The organism is Collinsella sp. AF33-16, from assembly GCF_003475325.1.
Lineage (GTDB): Bacteria > Actinomycetota > Coriobacteriia > Coriobacteriales > Coriobacteriaceae > Collinsella.
Map to the genome: position 1 here is coordinate 1 of NZ_QRQC01000031.1, position 18,024 is coordinate 18,024.

Consider the following 18,024-nt stretch of genomic DNA (forward strand, 5'->3'; position numbering starts at 1 on the left):
ACCCGTTCAGGCTGTTGCGTTGAGATTGAAAATCAACCGGCTACCCAGGCCCCAACTGATGAATTTGTCCTGATAGGCGCCCTAGAGCGGGATTTCGCGGCTACAATAGTGCGGTTACATCGACGTAATGCACTCAATGCAAGAAAGGATCCGCATGGCAAGCCTGTCGGATGAAATCTCGTCGCGCCGCACATTCGCGATCATCAGCCACCCGGACGCCGGTAAGACCACGCTTACCGAGAAGCTGCTGCTCTATACCGGCAGCATCCAGACTGCCGGCTCGGTCAAGGGCAAGAGCTCGGCCAAGCATGCCGTCTCGGACTGGATGGACATCGAGAAGGAGCGCGGTATTTCCGTTACCTCCTCGGTGCTGCAGTTCACCTACAACGGCGCCTGCGTCAACATCCTCGATACCCCCGGCCACCAGGACTTCTCGGAGGATACCTACCGTACCCTTATGGCCGCCGACGCCGCAGTCATGGTCATCGACGGCGCTAAGGGCGTCGAGGCCCAGACCAAAAAGCTCTTTAAGGTCTGTACGCTGCGCCATATTCCCATCTTTACCTTTGTGAACAAGCTCGACCACGAGGCTCGCGATCCGTTTGAGCTCATGGAAGAGATCGAGAACGTCCTGGGTATCAATACGTATCCCATGAACTGGCCGATCGGCAGCGGGCGCAACTTCCGCGGCGTGTTCGATCGTCAGACCCGTCGCGTCATTGCCTTTGAGGGCGACGGCCACGCCAACGCCACCAAGAAGGTCGCCGAGGTCGAGGCCGAGCTGGGCGATCCGGCCATGGACGAGCTTATTGGCGAGGAGAACCACAAGAACCTGATGGACGACATCGAGCTGCTCGATGGCGCCGGTGACGAGCTCGACCTGGATGCCGTGGCCTGCGGCAAGCTGAGCCCGGCGTTCTTTGGCTCGGCACTCACCAACTTTGGTGTGGAGCCCTTCCTTAAAGAGTTCCTGCGTCTGGCCCCGACGCCGCGCGCCTATACCGATACACTCACCAGCGAGCCGGTCGCGCCCGCCGAGAACGACTTTAGCGGCTTCGTGTTTAAGATCCAGGCCAACATGGACAAGAACCATCGCGATCGCATTGCCTTTGTGCGCATTTGCTCGGGCAAGTTCGAGCGCGGCATGGATGCCTTCCATGTGCAGGGCAACCGCAAGCTCAAGCTGGCTACGGGCACCTCGATGATGGCCGACGATCGCGCCATCGTGGACGAGGCGTACGCCGGCGACATCGTGGGCCTGTTCGATCCCGGTATCTTTAGCATCGGCGACACCGTGTGCTCCGGCAAGCGCCACGTGCAGTATCCGCAGATCCCGACGTTTGCCCCCGAGATGTTTGCCCGCATTACGCAGGTCGACACGCTCAAGCGCAAGCAGTTTGTGAAGGGCATGGAGGAGCTTGCCCAGGAGGGCGCCATCCAGATCTTCCGCGAGCTGGGTGCCGGCATGGAGAGCGTCATCGTGGGCGTGGTCGGCGTGCTGCAGTTTGAGGTACTCGAGCGCCGCCTCAAGGCCGAGTACCGTGTTGAGGTTCGTCGCCAGCCGCTGCCCTATACGGACATCCGCTGGATCCAAAACGACCCCGACACCATCGATATCCCGGGCCTTTCGCTCACGCGCGATACCCTGCGCGTCGAGGACATGCGCGGCGGCAAACTGCTGCTGTTCACGAGCCCGTGGAACGTGGACTGGGCTACCGACCACAACCCCGACCTTGTCCTGTCGGAGTTCGGCAACGTAACGTTTTAGCGCACCGGCGCGGTGGCCCTGTGGGGCTGCCGCGTCGTTTGCTTGCCTGATGCCGTGTGAGCGGCTATTATACCCATCGTCGTCTCAAGCCCGTGACGTCCGAGCAGTTCGGGTCCGATATCCTGCTCGTTAAACCTAAAACCAAAGGAGTACATAATGATCAAGAAGGTCATGGAGGACTACAAGGTCCTGTTGCGGAGCATTCCCGCGGCAACGGTTTCGCTGTTTTTCGTGAGTGTCATCATGATGAACCTGCTGGCCAACAAAGAGCTTATCAGCCTGCCATATCTGGCGCTCGACTGCGGCTTTGTGGTGAGCTGGGTCTCGTTTTTGTGCCAGGACATGATCTGCAAGCGTTTTGGCGCCAAGGCATCCATCAAAATCTCTATCCTCGCGCTGGCGGTCAACCTGGCCGTAAGCCTGTGCTTTTGGCTGTGCTCGCTCACGCCCGGCATGTGGGGCGCCTACTATGACACGGGCATGATCGAGGTCAACACCGCCCTTAACGCCACCATCGGCGGCACCTGGTACGTGGTGTTGGGCTCTTCGCTGGCAATGCTCGTTTCTGCCGTGGTGAACTCCACGCTCAACCAGTCGCTCGGCCGTATGCTCAAAAAGAATAACTTTGCGAGCTTTGCCTTCCGTTCCTATGTGTCCACGGGTGTTGGCCAGTTTATCGACAACCTGGTCTTTGCCATTGTGGTGAGCCACACGTTCTTTGGTTGGACCTGGGTACAGGTCCTTATGTGCTCGCTGACCGGCGCTGTTGCCGAGCTGCTGTGCGAGGTCTTCCTGAGCCCCGTGGGCTACAAGGTCGTGCGTGGCTGGGAGCGTGAGAATGTGGGTGCCGAGTACCTCGAGCGCCACGCAATCGCCTAAGGAGCAAGTATGCGGGTTTTGATCACGGGTGCTTCGGGTGGTATTGGAGCCGCGTGCGTGCAGCGCTTTTTGGACGAGGGTCACGAGGTCGTGGGCTTTGATCTGCTGCCGGCGGCAGTCGAGCACGAGCGCTATCGCCATCTGATCGTCGATGTCCGCGAGCCGGATTCGTTTCCAGACGAGCTTGAACCCCAGGTGATCGTGAACGTTGCCGGCACGCAGGATTCGGCCGACGATATTGCCGCCAACCTGTGCGGCACCATCAACGTGACCGAGCGCTATGCCTTTGTGGGGGAGGGGCTTGCCGCCAAGCCGGCGCCGGCCATTACATCCGTGGTCAATGTGGGGTCGGCGAGCGGGCATACGGGATCGGAGTTTCCCGCCTATGCCGCCAGCAAGGGCGGCGTTATCGCCTACACCAAGAACCTTGCAAACCGTCTGGCGCCGCAGGCTATCGCCAACAGTGTGGACCCGGGCGGCGTTATCACGCCGCTCAACCGTTGCGTGATGGAAGACGAACACCTGTGGAACCAGATTATGGAGCTCACGCCGCTTAAACGCTGGGCCACCGCCCAAGAGATCGCCGAGTGGATCTACTTTGTGGGCGTGACCAACCGGTTTATGACCGGGCAGAGCCTGCTGATCGATGGCGGCGAGGCCGGCCGCACACAATTTATTTGGCCCGAATAGGAAACGCGCCCGATGGGAAGCCGTCGGGCGCGTTTTTTGATGTATCGATTTTTAGCCGAGGCAAGTCCAGTTGACGGGGGTCGAGCCGTGCTGTTCGAGTAGCCGATTGGCAGCGGAGAAGGGGCACGACCCCATAAAAGCGGGGAGTTCTGCCGTGGCACGGTTTGCCGAAAGCGGCGAGGGGTGCGTAGAGGCCAGACAGAACTTGCCGGTTGCCTTTCCCGCGCCGGTCGCGGCGAGCTTGCCTTCGACCATCTGCTGGGCAAAGCGACCCCATGCCAAAAAGACGACCGGCTGGGGCAGCTGACAGCAGCGTTCGATGACGTAATCGGTCAGGGTGCTCCAGCCCAGCTTGGCGTGCGAGTTGGCGGCATGCTCGCGCACGGTGAGCGTCGTGTTGAGGAGCAGGACGCCCTGTTGTGCCCATGGGGTTAGGTCTCCCGTGGCGGGAATGGGACAACCCAGATCGGCGTTGAGTTCCTTATAGATGTTGCGCAGGCTCGGCGGCAACTTGGTTTGCGACGCGGGGACCGAGAACGATAACCCCATGGCCTGGTTGGGTCCGTGATAGGGATCTTGACCCAAAATGACAACCTTGACCTGGTTGGCCGGCGTATAGGCGAGGGCATTGAGGATGTCGTCTTGTGCCGGGTAGATAGTCTGCTCGGCACGTAAAAGGGCGATGCGCTCGAGCAGCTGGTTCGTTGTGTCACGTACCGGCTGCGGCGCATCGCCCAACCAAGTTGCTATGTTGCGGTCGCGAGTTGCGGTGTCCATGGGGCTCCTTTACGGCAGATGCTCTGTTGGCATCTATTGTAAAGGCGCACCGGTTGCCTTTATGCCGCGGCTGCATGAAGAGTGGGGTCTACGAGACGCGCTCGGGCGCTCCTGCCATGTGAGCGTGTCCTTGCGAGCGAAGGCGCGGGAGCTCGACGGTTGCCACCATCACACCGGTGAGGATGAGGGCGGCGCCAAAGAAGGCGATGGGGCTCAGGACCTCGCCGACCAGGAAGAACGAGAAGACGGCGGAGCAGACCGGCTTCAGCGAGAAGGCAAAGCCGGTGGTCTCGGCGGGCACGTGGGGCTGCACGAGCGTCTGGGTGATAAAGCCGTAGGCAGAGCAGATGAGTGCGAGCGCGACGACCACGACGATTTCGTTGGGCGTGCTGGGAAGCGTGAAGCCGCCAAAGGTGCACGCGGCGATGCCCGAGAACAGGCCGCCAAAGCCCAGCTGCCAAACACCCAAGGCCAGTGGGTCGACTTCTTCGACAAAGCGCTTGGCTACGATAATGTGGCTGGCATAGATAAAGGCTGAGAGCAACATGATGATCGCGCCGGGATTCAGGCTGGTAAAGTCGGCACCCGAGAGCAGCAGCATACCGCAGGTGACGATGGCGGTGCCGATGAGTACCTTGCGCTCGGGGGCGCGACGCAGCAGGGCGGCGTTGGCAAACGGCACGATCACGACCGTCAGGCTCTGCAAAAAGCCAGCGGTGGAGGCGGAGGTGAGGCTGGAGCCCAGGCACATGCAGGTGAGCTCGGTTGCCATGATGGCGCCGATGATGGCGGCGCGAACCATCAGGTCACGGTTGATGCGCAGCGCGTGCTTGTGAAAGAGCACAAGGCAAGCTGCAAAGGCGATGATGCAGCGCAGCGCAACGATGCTCGTGGCGTTCATGCTGTCCATGCCGATCTTCATGAGGGGGTACGAAAAGCCCCATGCGACGGGAACGGAAAATGAGAGCGCGATTGCTTTTTTGCGATCCATGGGACTCCTTTTGTTACAGAACGGTTTCGCAAAAAGGATTCTGCTCCCAGATATGGATGTAGTAAAGCGAATGTATCTTCAGTATGATTAAGAAATACTAATGCTAGTAGAAAAAGCCCTGGCAAAACGTTTTACGGCTACATCGATGTGGAGGCACGATGGCATCGCGGTATCAGATTGTTTGTATGGTGGTCGATTGCGGCAGTCTTAAGGGCGCGGCCGACGAACTGGGCTATACGCAAAGTGCGGTGAGCCAGGCCGTCAAAGCGCTCGAGCGCGAGCTGGGTACCACGCTTATCGAGCGCGGTAAGCAGGGCGTTTCGCTTACGCGCGACGGTAAACAATATCTGCCGTTCCTGCGCCAGATTGTGACCGCTGAGGCCGAGCTCGAGGGCAAGCGCCAGGAGCTGCTGGGGTTCTCCTCGACTGATATTCGCATTGCGACATTTACCAACGTGAGTCGTACCGTGTTGCCACGCGTGATCCGCGACTTTGGTGCGCTGCACCCGGGCGTACGCTTTACCCTCAAGCAGGGCGATTACACGCGCAACGCTCAATGGGTACACGATGGCGTGGTTGATTTTTGTTTTACGGCGCGCGGATTTACCGCTGGGCTCGAGAAGCGCGTGGTCTATCACGACGAGTTGGTAGCATTGTTGCCGGCCGCGCATCCGCTGACGGCAAAGGAAAAGGTGACACTCGCCGACCTGGCGTCCGAACCGTTTGTGTTACTGGATGAGGGCGAGCAGAGCCTGGTGCTCGATGCATTCGCGGCGCACGGGCTGTCGCCGCACGTGACGAGTGAGGTCACCGACGACTACACCATCATGGCGATGGTGGAGGAGGGCCTAGGCGTAAGTATGCTGTATCGCCGTACCGTCGAGGGCATGCGGGCCGATATCCGCGTACGTCCCATCGTGCATGCTCCCTCGCGCGACGTGGTGGCAGCTTGGCGCAGCTGGGACACCATGCCTATCGCCACGAGGCGTTTTATCGACTATATGAGCTCGCATATTGTCAATTAATGACTGGCGTGACGTTGAGTGCGGTGTTTAGCGGGCTGTCGCTTTGGCTTGGGCGGTGTGATAGGTGCGTGCCGGGTGGCAGAGCAATACCGCCACGACCATAAAGAATGCCGTGGTGCCCAGGCTGATGGGGTAGACCATCATGATGTTCGCAAAGGTACGGAAGTGCGGGAACACGCAGAATACCCAATAGAAGCGAATGCCGCAGACGCAGATCATGGTGATGAGGGCGGGCATGAGCGAGATGCCAAAGCCGCGCAGGTAGCCGGACATGTTTTCGTAAAACATGCTAAAGGCGTATGCCGGGAAGATCGAACACACGCGGATGTAGCCGATCGAGACGATGTTGGGGTCGCTGTTAAAGAGCGATAGGATCTCGCGCCCCAGACCGACGATAACGATAATCGTGGTGAGTGCAACGATACCGCCTTCGATCAGGCAGACCTTGAGCGTCTTGGTGCAGCGGTCGATCTGGCGAGCGCCGTGGTTTTGTCCCACAAAGGTGGTGCAAGCCTGGCTAAAGCTGTTGAGCAGGTTGTAGCACACGTACTCCAAGCTCATGGCGGCGCTTGATGCCGCCATGACCTCGGTGCCCAAGCTGTTGATGGCGGACTGGATGATGATGTTGGCGACGGCAAAGACAGCGCTTTGGATGCCGGCGGGCAGGCCGATCTTGACGATGCGCTTGAGGGCGACGGGGTCTAAGCCTAAGTCGCGTGGGGTGACGCGGACGACGGAGTCGGTCTTGAGCAGGTGGACAAAGAGTGTGGCGGCGCTGACGGTGTAGGCGATGGCGGTGGCGATGGCGACGCCCGTGACGCCCCAGTGGAGCACGGGGACAAAGATGAGGTCCAGGCCAATGTTGAGGACGGTGGACACGGCGAGCGCCTGCAGCGGCATGCGGGTGATGCCGACGGAGCGGAAGATCGCGGCCTCAAAGTTGTAGAGCAAGATCGAGGGCATGCTGAGCAAAAAGACGCGCAGGTAGAGCGAGGCGAGCGGCATGGTCTCGGCAGGCACGTTGAGCGCAGCGAGCATGGGCTCGGCAAAGATCTCGCCCAGTGCGATGACGACAAAGCCCACGAGCGCCATTAAAATCGAGGTATGGACGGCGCGTTTGACCATGTTCTGATCGTTGCGGCCGATAGCGTTGGCGATGACCACGTTGGAGCCAAGCGACATGCCAATAAAAAGGTTGAGCATAAGACTGGTAAGCGGAACATTGGAGCCGACCGCCGCCATGGCGAGGGTTCCCTGGTCGCCCGAGAAGTTACCGATGATGACCGTGGCGATGAGGTTCGACAGCTGCTCCAAGATGCTCGTGGCGGCCACGGGGAAGGCGAACAGGGGAATATTGCGCCATAGCGAGCCGGTGGTCATGTCAATGTGCTTAGATGCGGTGCCTGCCATACGCTCTCAATCTCTAATATGCTCTTTCGTGCTTATTTGCGCAGACGATGATACTCCTAATGCAGCCAGCCGGCACTTAGGGACGTTCCTTTTCTGTCGGCAGCTGGGGACACTCCTTGTCTCTTCTATGACTAGGTGGGGAAGGCGTGCGACAATGGTGGGCGTTGTGTTGTTCGCGCTAAGGAGTTGCCATGTTGTTGTGTCCCGTTTGCCATGAGCCGTTGGTGGACGACGAGCGCGGTGCTGCATGTGCGGGTGGACACCGGTTTGACCGTGCGCGCGAGGGCTATCTGTATCTGCTGCGCTCGTCCAAGAGCGGCGACTCCATGGGCGATCCCAAGTCGCAGGCGCGCAGCCGTCGTGACTTTCTGAACCGTGGATACTATGCGCTGTTGCGCGATGCGATGGTCGAGCTGGTGCGCGAGCGGGTGTCTGAACGTGCCGCGTCTACGAACGGCCCCATGACCTTGCTCGATATTTGCTGCGGCGAGGGCTACTACACCAGCGCCATGGGTGCGGTGCCGGGCGTGGACGCTTACGGGTTCGACTTGGGCAAAGAGATGGTGCGCCTGGCCGCCAAGCGCGGCGATGCGACCTATTTTGTGGCCAACATGAAGGATATCCCCGTGGCTGATGGCGCCTTTGATATGGTGACCGAGCTCTTTGCTCCCTTTAACGAGCGTGAGTTTTCTCGCGTGCTGGCGCCCGGGGGCTCGCTCTACACCGTGGTGCCGGGTGCCCGTCATCTGTTTGGGCTCAAGGAGGTGCTCTACGACACGCCATATCTCAACGACGAGAAGCTGCCGAAGACTACCGAGCTCGAGTTGGTCGGAACGCAGCGGGTGTCTGCGAACATTACGCTCCAGACCCAGGCCGACATCGAGGCGGTGTTCCAGATGACGCCGTACTACTACCGCACGCGCCCCGCCGACAAAGAGCGCCTGGCAAACCTGGACACCCTTCAAACCGACATCGACTTCATCATCGCCGAGTACCGCCACTAACCTACCAAAAAGGGACAGGTTTATTTTGGCAGGTTTTATCTGGGCAAATGTAAAGGGCCGACCGCGTTGCTGCGCGATCGGTCCTTGTTGGTTGCTTGGATGTAGGGGGCAGTGGAAGGAGGGAGTCTACAGGCGGTCCTTGTTCTCGGCCTTAATGTCGTGTGCCTGCTGAATAAAGAACAGGTCGTACACCACGATGACAAAGGCGCCAAAGTTGATGGCGTCGCCGCCAAACGCGGGAAGCGTGAGCACGGCCTGCGCAATCGTGGCGATTGCGGCGACGATGCCGAGCTTAAACGCACCATCCACCTGCGAAGGCTTGTTGGCGCCCTTGATGCCCGCAACGCCCGCGGCAAGATCGATGAGGCCCTTGGCGATAATCACGGCCGCGGCGAGCATGGCGTTCGATCCGTAGGTGGACTCGAACTTGCCGGTCGCGATGCCGGCGATTCCAATGACGAGACTGGCGATGCCCAGAACAAAATAAATCAGGGCAAGGATTTTGAGAGTCTTGCGAGTGAAGCTCATGGCTGGTCCTTTCGATACGAGTACGCCAACCTGGCGCACCCTATGTGCTGCACATATGGTGAAGCACATTGTAGTTCAACGCGGCGATGCATGCGCCTGAAAGCGTCTCTTGCCTGCACGGTTCAACCTTTCAAAAAGGAAAGCTGGACGTAAGTCAAATCGATGGCAGCGCATGCGCGGCGCTGCGATGATGAGGCCATGGTAAGAGCTGGACCGAAGGAGGAGCCATGATGTACGGAGTCAAGCAAGTGGATGAGCCGCGGTCGCTGGGAAGGCGCATGAGTGATTCTGTGATCGCTGCCGTGTGCACGGTATTGATGGCTGTGCTTTGCATTGGGATGCTGTGGACCATGTCGCATGTGGGACAATAACGGACGGTTGGGTGCCGACATGAATGGCGCCCATGTATTCGTTTTGTTTGCTAAGGAGTGTCCATGGGCGTCGTCGATCCCTTTTCTGTTGCTCGGGCCGCAGGGCTAGAGCTCGTGCGGACGTTCGAGGGCCTCACGCTCACCGATGGCACGATGGAGCTGCGTGCCGATTTTGCCCGCATGCGCCCACGGCTCAAGCAGGGTCGTCTGCAGCAAGAGCTGTTGGTAAAGGCTGCGCGCACAAAAGGCATCGAACAACCATGGGCGATTGATGCCACAGCAGGCTTTGGCGAGGACTCGCTGCTGCTGGCGGCCGCGGGCTTTACCGTCGATCTGTATGAACAGGATTGCGTGATCGCGGCGCTTCTCAAGGATGCCTTGGATCGCGCGACAGATGATCCGGCGCTTGCGACAGCCGTGGCACGAATGCGCTTACATGCCGGCGAGGACAGCATTGCCGGCCTTCGCCATACGGCCGAGCTGATCGAGCAGGGTGAGCTCGCCGCTCCCGACGTGGTGTATCTGGACCCTATGTTTCCCGAGCGCGCCAAGAGTGCGGCGGTTAAAAAGAAGTTTCAGCTTTTGCATCATCTGGAGCAGCCGTGCGCCGACGAGGAGACGCTGGTCCAGGCAGCGCTTGCGGTGTATCCGCGCAAAGTCGTTATCAAACGGCCGGTGAAGGGGCCGCTGCTTGCCGGCGTTAAGCCGAGCTATCAGCTCGCGGGCAAGGCCGTTCGCTACGACGTTTTGGTGCCGCCGCGCCCGTAGCTTGCGTGCGATGGCCGGCGCTTCGCCAGCGCCGTGCCGATGCGGGGCCTATTTCCAGGGGTGCGACGTCAGATGCCATCCGCCGCAGTATTCGCATTTGTAGCAGGCAAGGCCGCGCCGCCCGCGGTTTTCGCAGTCGGCCATAACTGCCTCGGCCTCGGCGCGCGTGTCGTAACGGTTTTTGCGTTCGCACGACTTGTAGCGCCAGGCTTCATCGCGCTCGGCGTCCAGGGCGTCGCGGCGCTCGTCTTCGCGCGCAAACAGATCGCTCATATCGCCGCCGGTGGCAGCGCCCAAAAACTCGCTCTTTGCCTTTGACCAGGCGGCTCGCTTTTTGCTCCCCATCTGCTTCGCGCCCCTCTTCAAACGCTGGTATCATTGCTCAATCAAAGTGATACCAATAAACGTGAGGTCGCCGCGTGATGATCAGAAAAACCCTCGATACCGACATTCCCGCCGTCATGGCTATCTATGACGCGGCCCGCGCTTTTATGCGCGCGCATGGCAACGCCATGCAGTGGCCCGAGGGCACGCCTTCGGCCGAGCAGCTGGCTGCCGATATTGCCGCTGGTGGCAGTTACGTGTGCGAAGTCGACGGCCGCGTGGTGGCGACGTTTGCCTTTTTACCGGGTCCGGACGAGTGCTATGACGTGATTGAGGGCGGCCAATGGCGTAGCGACACTCCATACGCCGTGCTGCACCGTGTGGCATCCGACGGCACCGTGCACGGCATCGCGGCTGCGATGTTTGTCTTTGCCAAGGAGCGCGCCGACCACCTGCGCATCGACACGCATCAGGACAACCTTCCCATGCAGGGTGCGATCGTTAAGGCGGGGTTCGAGCGCGCCGGCGTCGTGTATGTGTCGGACGGCACACCGCGTGTTGCGTTTGACTGGCTGCGCGAGGCATAAGCGCCCAGGCGCATACCAACACTCCATCTAAATGAAAATGGCCCCGGGTGGGGCCATTTTTTGGCAAAACGCGTTGTTGTGGGGCTCGCGTCGCTGCCGTTCCAGATGAACCCGGGCAGACAAAAAGGGGAGGTGCCGGCTTTCGCAAGGCGCGAACCTACGAAAATCGCTGCGCGGCAACGCGGGGCGATGAGCTCGGTCGGGGGATAGGGCCCGCTTCGCCCGCCGGCCCGTAAATTGTATCATCCAGTGTGGAACGAGAGCGCCCGTTGCCGCGTGCGATGGGCTTGCAATAAGAGGAGAGCCATGTCGAAACAAGCGGTCGTTGGAATCTTGGCGCATGTCGATGCCGGCAAGACCACGCTGGCCGAGGCCATGTTGTTCAACGCAGGTCGTATTCGCAAGCGCGGCCGCGTGGACGATGGCGATTCGCATCTGGACACTAACGCGATCGAGCGCGAGCGCGGCATTACGATCTTCTCGTCGCAGGCCGTGCTCGACCATGGCGATACCCACGTCATGCTCGTTGATGCGCCGGGGCATGTCGATTTTTCTGCCGAGGCGGAGCGCACATTGCGCGCACTCGACTACGCGATTTTGGTTGTGGGCGCCAACGACGGCGTACAAGGGCACACCGAAACCCTGTGGCGCCTGCTTGCGCGCTATGACATCCCGACGTTCATCTATATCAACAAAATCGATTTGGAGAATCCCGGCCGCGAGGTTTTGCTGGCACAACTTGGGCAACGTCTTTCCGAAGGCTGCCTGGATGCCAGCGAACTGCTGGCGGGCGGCGCCGTTCAGGAGGACGCTGCTGCGTTGGACGAGGCGGCACTCGAGGAGTTTCTTGAAGCGGGTGAGCTTTCCGTCGCAACGCTGTCGCGCATGGTTGCCGAGCGCAAGCTCTTTCCCTGCTTTGCCGGCTCGGCGCTCAAGGACCAAGGCGTGGACGAGTTGCTGGATGGCATATGCGCGCTGATGCGTGAACAGGCGTGGCTCCCGGAGTTTGCCGCGCGCGTCTATCGTGTCAGCCGCGGGGATCGTGGCGAGCGCTTGGCTTGGGTTAAAGTGACCGGCGGCACGCTGCGCGCAAAACAGATGATCAGCGGGCATTCCAGTGCCGAGGCGTGGGAACAGAAGGTCGATCAGGTACGCATCTATAACGGCGAGAAGTATGAGCTTGCCCAAGAAGTTGCTGCTGGCGGTATTTGCGCCGTGACGGGTCTTGCGCACGTTCGCCCAGGGGACGCCCTGGGCACGGAGCCCGCGGGCGATGCGCCCGTCATCGCTCCGGTCCTCACCTATACGGTGCTGCCGGGCGAACACGACGTTCATGCGGTGTTTAAAGCGCTGAGTGAGTTGGCGGACGAAGATCCCATGCTCGGCGTAAGCTGGAATACGCATCTTGAGCAGATCCATTTGCAGTTGATGGGCGCCGTGCAACTCGAGGTCGTGCAGCGGGTGTTGGCTGATCGCTTTGGCCTTTCGGTTGCGTTTGAGCCCGGCGGCATTCTCTATAAGGAGACTATTTCGCGGCCGGTCGAGGGCGTGGGCCACTTTGAGCCGCTGCGCCACTATGCCGAGGTGCATCTGCGCCTGGAGCCGTTGCCGGCGGGTTCGGGTGTGCAGTTTGGCACCGTGACCTCGACCGACGAGCTCGATCTTAACTGGCAGCGTTTGGCACTCACCAACGCTATGGAGCGCGACCACCTGGGCGTGCTGACGGGCTCGCCCATCACCGATGTGCGCATTACGCTCACGGGCGGCCGCGCGCATGCCAAACACACCGAGGGCGGCGATTTTCGCCAGGCCACGTACCGCGCGATTCGCCAGGGTTTGATGCAGGCGCGCGAGGCCGGCGCGGCGGTGTTGTTGGAGCCGTGGTATCGCTTTGAGCTCGAGGTGCCGGGGGAGTGCGTGGGCCGGGCGCTCTCGGATGCCACGCGCATGAGTGCCGAGTACGAGCCGCCGACGATGGCGGGAGACCGGGCGAAGCTTGTGGGTCGCGTTCCGGCATCCGAGGTGCAAGATTATGCGCTGGAGGTGGCTGCCTACACGAGCGGTCGCGGGCATCTGTACCTGGAGTTCGCCGGTTATGCGGCTTGCCATGATGGCGAGCGCGTAATCGAGGCTGCCGCCTACGAGCCCGAGGCCGATCTGCCCAACACGCCCGACTCGGTCTTTTGCGCCCACGGCGCCGGCTACACGGTCAAATGGTACGACGCACCCGCTGCGGCGCACGTAAAGGTCGATCCCGCCACCTTCCGCCCCTGGCGAGCAGCAGACGCCGAGTTTTTCGGCCACATGTGACAAAGGGGCAGTTCCTTTGTCACATGCTATTGGTATAACTCGGTATAAGTTGGTATAACTGTTACCAGGGTTTGCCAATCCGAGGAGGCCGATATGAATCCAAATCCCTTTAAGCCCACAGCTGGTAAGCGGCCTCCGATACTCATCGGTCGCGAGTCGGTCATCGAAGATTTTGAGGAAGGGCTCGACAACGGCGCCGGAGCGCCGGGCAGGCTCATGCTCATTACGGGAAACCGCGGCTATGGCAAAACGGTTCTCCTGCGGGAGCTGCAACGTCTAGCCAGCGAGCGCGGATGGGCGGTTGTCTCCGATTCCGCTTCGCTTGGTTTGTGCGACCGCTTGGTCGACGCGCTTCGCTCGAATAAACCCGTTGTGACGTCAATGGAGTTTGGGCCGTCGTTTGGCCGGATGTCGGTCGAGGCGGCGCGGGCAAAAGGCGAGACATTGCGAGGGCTGGTCAACGAGCGTCTCAAGAAGCTCGGTCCGGGCAAGGGCGTCTTGTTTGCGATTGACGAGGCACAATCGGCGTCTATCGAGGAACTGGCGGCTCTTGCCGTCCTCTATCAGCAGGTGCTCGGAGACCAGGATGCCACGGGCTTGCCCGATAGCGACCAGCGCGGTCTTGCGCTGGCGTTCGCCGGCTTGCCCAGTATGGTTGACGATCTGCTCGAAGAGCCGAGCGTGACGTTTTTGCGGCGTGCCCAGCAGCGTACGTTGGGGGCAATATCTTTGCCCAAAGTGCGCGATTCGTATATCCAGACGGTCAAAGACGCTGGTCTTTACGTTGACGCGGAGACGGCGGACCTTGCGGCGCGCAAGAGCATGGGGCATCCCTATATGGTTCAGCTGGTGGGCTATTACATGTGGCGGTCTGCTGTCCGGCGTGGCTCGCAGGTCATCGAAAGGCGCGATGTCGAGAATGGCCATGCGGATGCCGTCTCCGAGTTCTACGAAGCGGTTGACGCACCTCTGTATTACGGTCTGCGCAGCCCTCAGCGCCTCTTTATCGAGGCTATGGCGGTTGACGAGGACAAGCCGACGCGCACGGCGGATATCATTGAACGCTGTGACCGTACCCAGAGCTGGGCGAGTAAATATCGTGCAAGTCTGATTCGCGAGCGCGTCGTCGAGGCTGCCGGATACGGCCTTGTCCGGTTTACCGTGCCCATGCTGGGCGAGTACATTCGCGATCGCATTTTATGGCATGAGTAGGGTGATAAAGGTGACGGAACAGAAGATGAGCCCGCAGGCTATCGAGGTGCGTGGTGCGCGCGTCCATAACCTTAAGGACATCGATATCGATATTCCGCTGGGAAAGCTCGTGGGTATTGCCGGCGTGTCGGGCTCGGGCAAGAGCTCGCTGGCGCTGGGGGTTCTTTATGCCGAGGGCTCGCGTCGCTACTTGGAAGCACTCAGCACCTATACTCGACGTCGTCTGACACAGGCCGAGCACGCCCAGGTGGATGAGGTATTGCACGTGCCGGCGGCGCTCGCGCTGCACCAGCGTCCGAGCGTGCCGGGCGTGCGCTCGACCTTTGGTACCATGACCGAGCTCAACAATAGTCTGCGTCTGCTCTTTAGCCGTTGCGCCCATCACGTGTGCCCACATTGCGGGGCGCGCGTGGAGCCGAGCCTTAACGTGGCTGCAGGCCTGTCGCTCACGTGTCCGACATGTGGCCGCGAGTTCTACGCGCCGAGTGCCGAGGATTTGGCTTTCAATAGCGGCGGTGCATGTCCCACCTGTGGCGGTACCGGCGTCATGCGCGAGGTGGACGAGGCGAGCCTGGTGCCCGACGAGTCCAAGACTATCAACGAGGGCGCGGTGCTTCCTTGGGGCACACTCATGTGGGATCTGATGAAGCAGGTGGCTGGCGAGATGGGCGTGCGCACCGACGTGCCGTTTAACCAGCTCACGCCTCAAGAGCGCGACATCGTGTTCCACGGTCCGGCGGTTAAAAAGCACATTCTCTACGTTCCCAAAAACGGCGAGGGCGCCACGCCGCTCGATTTTACCTATTACAACGCTGTCTATACCGTCGAGAATGCGCTCGCCAAGGTTAAGGACGACAAGGGCCTCAAGCGCGTGGCGCGCTTTTTGCGCGAGGGGCCATGCCGTGACTGTGGCGGCACGCGTCTCTCCGAGGCCGTACGCCATCCCCAGGTGCGCGGTATCAATCTGGCGCAGGCCGCGGCTATGACGCTGGGTGAGGCGATTGAGTGGGTGCGCGGGGTGCCCGCATCCTTGCCGGCCGAGATGCAGCCCATGGCGACGGATATCTGCGATTCGTTTTTGAGCACGGCCCGTCGACTGGTCGATCTGGGCCTCGATTACCTTTCGCTCGACCGCGCCGGTGCCACGCTCTCCACGGGCGAGCGTCAGCGCGTGCAGCTCGCCCGCGTGGTGCGTAACCGATCGACGGGCGTGCTCTATGTGCTGGACGAGCCCTCGATTGGCTTGCATCCTGCCAATGTCGACGGCCTGGTAGGCGTGATGCGCGATTTGGTGGATGACGGCAACACCGTGGTCGTTGTCGACCACGACACGCGCGTACTGGCGGAAGCCGACTATCTGGTCGAGATGGGCCCCGTTGCCGGAGCAGGCGGCGGCAATGTGATCGCCGCGGGCGCGGTAGGCGAGGTCGAAGAATCGCAGGGCAGCCGCATCGCCCCATTTTTGCGCTCGGAGCCTGAGCGCTTGCGTCCGCAGGTGCCTGACGACGAAATGTTTGACCGGGGCCATATCCGCATGGCGACCGATGCCATCCATACCGTCAAACCGCTCGAAGTCGATATCCCGCGCGGTCGCCTTGTCGCGGTGACGGGCGTTTCGGGTTCGGGTAAGACGACGTTGGTGCTCGAGACACTCATCCCGGCACTTAAGGCGCAGGCAGCCGGCGAGCGCCTGCCAAAACACGTGCGTTGGGTCGATGCCGAGGGCATTGCACGTGCCAACCTGATAGACGCCACGCCCATCGGTGCCAACGTGCGTTCGACGGTAGCGACTTATGCCGACATCCATGATGAACTGCGTCGCGCCTTCGCCCGCACGCCCGAGGCCAAGGCAGCCGGCTACAAGGCAGGCGCATTTAGCTACAACACTGGCGCTTTGCGCTGCCCTACGTGCGATGGCACGGGTTCGATATCGCTCGACGTGCAGTTTTTGCCCGACGTCGAGATCGTCTGCCCGGCATGTCGCGGCTCACGTTATGCAGATGCGGCTTCGCATATCCATCGCGAGGGCAAGGACGGGAGCTTGCTGACGTTGCCACAGCTTATGGACATGAGTGTGGACGAGGCCCTCGACGCCACGGTGGGACTCAAGAAGGTTCAGGCGCGCTTGCAGACCTTGCACGACCTGGGCTTGGGTTATCTCACACTTGGCGAGCCCACACCGGCGCTTTCGGGCGGCGAGGCGCAGCGTCTTAAGCTCGCGAGCGAGATGGGCCGCGTGCAGGATGATGCCGTGTTTGTGTTCGACGAGCCCACGATCGGCCTGCACCCGCTCGATGTTCAGGTGCTGCTGAGCGTGTTCGACGGTCTCGTTGCCAAGGGCGCCACGGTTATCGTGATCGAACACGACCTCGATCTTATCCGTAATGCCGATTACGTGATCGACATGGGCCCGGGCGGCGGCGACGCAGGCGGACAAATCGTCTGTGTCGGCACGCCGGGCGACATCGCTGCCTGCTCCGCAAGCATCACCGGCCGCTACCTCTAACCGAATGTGACAAAGGGACTGTCCCTTTGTCACATTCCCGTTAAAGCCAGCATCTGTCGGCATGGCGCTTGAACAGTTTTCGCGTGAGGGTCAAAATGGCCTCAACCCATTCGCGAAATTTGCACGCCCTATAGTGAGTGGGCTCTCGCTTGAGCTGATGCTGCCAAGAGGCAGCCGATAGGGGCAATTATGGACAATCGAATCTTTGGGTATGCGCGTGTCTCTTCCGCAGACCAGAACCTGGGCCGCCAATTAGACGCGCTGGCAAGGTTTCCCGTGCAACGGAGCCAGATTTATGCTGACAAGGCAAGCGGTAAGGACTTTAAGCGTCCCCAGTACCAGCGTCTTCTTCGCAGGCTGCGCGAAGGCGACGTTCTCGTGATCAAAAGTATCGATCGTTTGGGCCGCAATTATCGTGAAGTCCTCGATGAGTGGCGACGCATCACGGTGGATAGGAATGCTGCCATCGTGGTGCTTGATATGCCATTGCTCGATACGCGCGAGCAGCCTGATGGCATTACGGGAACGTTCATGGCGGATCTGGTTCTTCAAATCTTGAGCTATGTGGCGCAGCTAGAGCGCGAAAACATCAAGCAACGCCAGGCGGAGGGCATCGCGTCGGCGCTTTTGCGTGGCGTGAAATTTGGAAGGCCGGCATTCGAACGCCCAGATAGCTATCGCGATGTCATCAAATTATTCGAAGGGGGAGAGGTTACGAGGCGAGAGGCTGCTGCGCTTTTGAACGTCAGCGTCTCGACGTTCGATCGTTGGAGACGGGCGGACGCGACCAGTTTTGACCGTTTGTCGTCTGCTCGTCCTCTTTAGCTAGACATTTTTGAGTAATCGCCCTCTTTGACACCGGCGATATTGAGCC

At 60.5% G+C, this 18,024-nt stretch carries 16 protein-coding genes; 11 read left to right on the plus strand and 5 right to left on the minus strand.

Annotated features, from left to right (window positions below):
• Positions 1-154: 154 nt before the first annotated feature.
• The 3 genes from DWZ52_RS09230 to DWZ52_RS09240 all read left to right on the plus strand — a co-directional run bounded on the left by DWZ52_RS09230 (position 155) and on the right by DWZ52_RS09240 (position 3,337).
• A complete protein-coding gene (locus DWZ52_RS09230; RefSeq protein WP_117717017.1) occupies positions 155-1,768 on the plus strand; it encodes a peptide chain release factor 3 in 1,614 nt (537 codons plus the stop codon).
• Between the two features lie 156 nt (positions 1,769-1,924).
• Positions 1,925-2,647 (plus strand): VUT family protein, encoded by a 723-nt coding sequence (locus DWZ52_RS09235; protein WP_233543264.1) that lies wholly within the window; start codon positions 1,925-1,927, stop codon positions 2,645-2,647.
• Positions 2,648-2,656: 9 nt separating this feature from the next.
• Entirely contained in the window at positions 2,657-3,337 is a 681-nt protein-coding gene (locus DWZ52_RS09240) for an SDR family NAD(P)-dependent oxidoreductase (protein ID WP_118333970.1), read from the plus strand.
• A gap of 51 nt (positions 3,338-3,388) precedes the next feature.
• Here the strand turns inward: DWZ52_RS09240 and DWZ52_RS09245 are convergent, their stop codons facing one another.
• Positions 3,389-4,114 (minus strand): uracil-DNA glycosylase, encoded by a 726-nt coding sequence (locus DWZ52_RS09245; protein ID WP_118333968.1) that lies wholly within the window; start codon positions 4,112-4,114, stop codon positions 3,389-3,391.
• Positions 4,115-4,202: 88 nt separating this feature from the next.
• Positions 4,203-5,105, minus strand: a complete 903-nt coding sequence (locus DWZ52_RS09250) for a DMT family transporter (RefSeq protein ID WP_118385406.1) — start codon at positions 5,103-5,105, stop codon at positions 4,203-4,205.
• Positions 5,106-5,263: 158 nt separating this feature from the next.
• Here DWZ52_RS09250 and DWZ52_RS09255 point away from each other — a divergent pair, with 158 nt between their 5' ends.
• Positions 5,264-6,130, plus strand: a complete 867-nt coding sequence (locus DWZ52_RS09255; protein ID WP_117776026.1) for a LysR family transcriptional regulator — start codon at positions 5,264-5,266, stop codon at positions 6,128-6,130.
• Positions 6,131-6,157: 27 nt separating this feature from the next.
• On the opposite strand, the gene DWZ52_RS09260 is transcribed toward DWZ52_RS09255, so the two are convergent.
• Complete coding sequence (locus tag DWZ52_RS09260) at positions 6,158-7,540, minus strand: MATE family efflux transporter (RefSeq protein ID WP_117776027.1); 1,383 nt, start codon at positions 7,538-7,540, stop codon at positions 6,158-6,160.
• Positions 7,541-7,731: 191 nt separating this feature from the next.
• Between DWZ52_RS09260 and DWZ52_RS09265 the strand changes: the two genes are divergently transcribed.
• The gene (locus DWZ52_RS09265; protein ID WP_118259607.1) at positions 7,732-8,544 is read left to right on the plus strand and encodes a putative RNA methyltransferase; all 813 of its coding nucleotides are present in this window, start codon (positions 7,732-7,734) and stop codon (positions 8,542-8,544) included.
• A gap of 126 nt (positions 8,545-8,670) precedes the next feature.
• Here DWZ52_RS09265 and DWZ52_RS09270 read toward each other — a convergent pair whose 3' ends face one another.
• On the minus strand, positions 8,671-9,072 hold the full coding sequence (locus DWZ52_RS09270) for a hypothetical protein (protein ID WP_117640589.1): 402 nt from the start codon (positions 9,070-9,072) through the stop codon (positions 8,671-8,673).
• A 434-nt stretch (positions 9,073-9,506) separates the two neighbouring features.
• On the opposite strand from DWZ52_RS09270, the gene DWZ52_RS09275 reads away from it, so the two are divergent.
• Positions 9,507-10,211: a class I SAM-dependent methyltransferase gene (locus DWZ52_RS09275; protein WP_117640590.1), complete on the plus strand. Its 705-nt coding sequence runs from the start codon at positions 9,507-9,509 to the stop codon at positions 10,209-10,211.
• A gap of 48 nt (positions 10,212-10,259) precedes the next feature.
• On the opposite strand, the gene DWZ52_RS09280 is transcribed toward DWZ52_RS09275, so the two are convergent.
• Positions 10,260-10,556, minus strand: a complete 297-nt coding sequence (locus DWZ52_RS09280) for a hypothetical protein (protein WP_055310006.1) — start codon at positions 10,554-10,556, stop codon at positions 10,260-10,262.
• A gap of 77 nt (positions 10,557-10,633) precedes the next feature.
• Here DWZ52_RS09280 and DWZ52_RS09285 point away from each other — a divergent pair, with 77 nt between their 5' ends.
• The 5 genes from DWZ52_RS09285 to DWZ52_RS09305 all read left to right on the plus strand — a co-directional run bounded on the left by DWZ52_RS09285 (position 10,634) and on the right by DWZ52_RS09305 (position 17,975).
• Positions 10,634-11,122 carry an N-acetyltransferase gene (locus DWZ52_RS09285; protein ID WP_117640591.1) on the plus strand — a complete coding sequence of 163 codons (489 nt, stop codon included), beginning with the start codon at positions 10,634-10,636 and terminating at the stop codon, positions 11,120-11,122.
• 306 nt (positions 11,123-11,428) lie between these two features.
• Positions 11,429-13,432 carry a translation factor GTPase family protein gene (locus DWZ52_RS09290; protein WP_117640592.1) on the plus strand — a complete coding sequence of 668 codons (2,004 nt, stop codon included), beginning with the start codon at positions 11,429-11,431 and terminating at the stop codon, positions 13,430-13,432.
• A 93-nt stretch (positions 13,433-13,525) separates the two neighbouring features.
• Positions 13,526-14,644 (plus strand): AAA family ATPase, encoded by a 1,119-nt coding sequence (locus tag DWZ52_RS09295; protein WP_117640593.1) that lies wholly within the window; start codon positions 13,526-13,528, stop codon positions 14,642-14,644.
• On the plus strand, positions 14,637-17,150 hold the full coding sequence (locus DWZ52_RS09300) for an excinuclease ABC subunit UvrA (protein ID WP_199579243.1): 2,514 nt from the start codon (positions 14,637-14,639) through the stop codon (positions 17,148-17,150). The genes DWZ52_RS09295 and DWZ52_RS09300 overlap by 8 nt, the downstream gene beginning before the upstream one ends.
• Positions 17,151-17,339: 189 nt before the next feature.
• The gene (locus DWZ52_RS09305; RefSeq protein WP_118385408.1) at positions 17,340-17,975 is read left to right on the plus strand and encodes a recombinase family protein; all 636 of its coding nucleotides are present in this window, start codon (positions 17,340-17,342) and stop codon (positions 17,973-17,975) included.
• Positions 17,976-18,024 lie beyond the last annotated feature (49 nt).

Coding starts and splice junctions, on each gene's coding strand:
- DWZ52_RS09255 (WP_117776026.1), top strand. CDS start 5,264: ATGGCATCGCGGTATCAGATTGTTTGTATGGTGGTCGATTGCGGCAGT.
- DWZ52_RS09235 (WP_233543264.1), top strand. CDS start 1,925: ATGATCAAGAAGGTCATGGAGGACTACAAGGTCCTGTTGCGGAGCATT.
- DWZ52_RS09260 (WP_117776027.1), bottom strand. CDS start 7,540: ATGGCAGGCACCGCATCTAAGCACATTGACATGACCACCGGCTCGCTA.
- DWZ52_RS09250 (WP_118385406.1), bottom strand. CDS start 5,105: ATGGATCGCAAAAAAGCAATCGCGCTCTCATTTTCCGTTCCCGTCGCA.
- DWZ52_RS09280 (WP_055310006.1), bottom strand. CDS start 10,556: ATGGGGAGCAAAAAGCGAGCCGCCTGGTCAAAGGCAAAGAGCGAGTTT.
- DWZ52_RS09270 (WP_117640589.1), bottom strand. CDS start 9,072: ATGAGCTTCACTCGCAAGACTCTCAAAATCCTTGCCCTGATTTATTTT.
- DWZ52_RS09240 (WP_118333970.1), top strand. CDS start 2,657: ATGCGGGTTTTGATCACGGGTGCTTCGGGTGGTATTGGAGCCGCGTGC.
- DWZ52_RS09300 (WP_199579243.1), top strand. CDS start 14,637: ATGAGTAGGGTGATAAAGGTGACGGAACAGAAGATGAGCCCGCAGGCT.
- DWZ52_RS09230 (WP_117717017.1), top strand. CDS start 155: ATGGCAAGCCTGTCGGATGAAATCTCGTCGCGCCGCACATTCGCGATC.
- DWZ52_RS09305 (WP_118385408.1), top strand. CDS start 17,340: ATGGACAATCGAATCTTTGGGTATGCGCGTGTCTCTTCCGCAGACCAG.
- DWZ52_RS09245 (WP_118333968.1), bottom strand. CDS start 4,114: ATGGACACCGCAACTCGCGACCGCAACATAGCAACTTGGTTGGGCGAT.
- DWZ52_RS09265 (WP_118259607.1), top strand. CDS start 7,732: ATGTTGTTGTGTCCCGTTTGCCATGAGCCGTTGGTGGACGACGAGCGC.
- DWZ52_RS09290 (WP_117640592.1), top strand. CDS start 11,429: ATGTCGAAACAAGCGGTCGTTGGAATCTTGGCGCATGTCGATGCCGGC.
- DWZ52_RS09285 (WP_117640591.1), top strand. CDS start 10,634: ATGATCAGAAAAACCCTCGATACCGACATTCCCGCCGTCATGGCTATC.
- DWZ52_RS09295 (WP_117640593.1), top strand. CDS start 13,526: ATGAATCCAAATCCCTTTAAGCCCACAGCTGGTAAGCGGCCTCCGATA.
- DWZ52_RS09275 (WP_117640590.1), top strand. CDS start 9,507: ATGGGCGTCGTCGATCCCTTTTCTGTTGCTCGGGCCGCAGGGCTAGAG.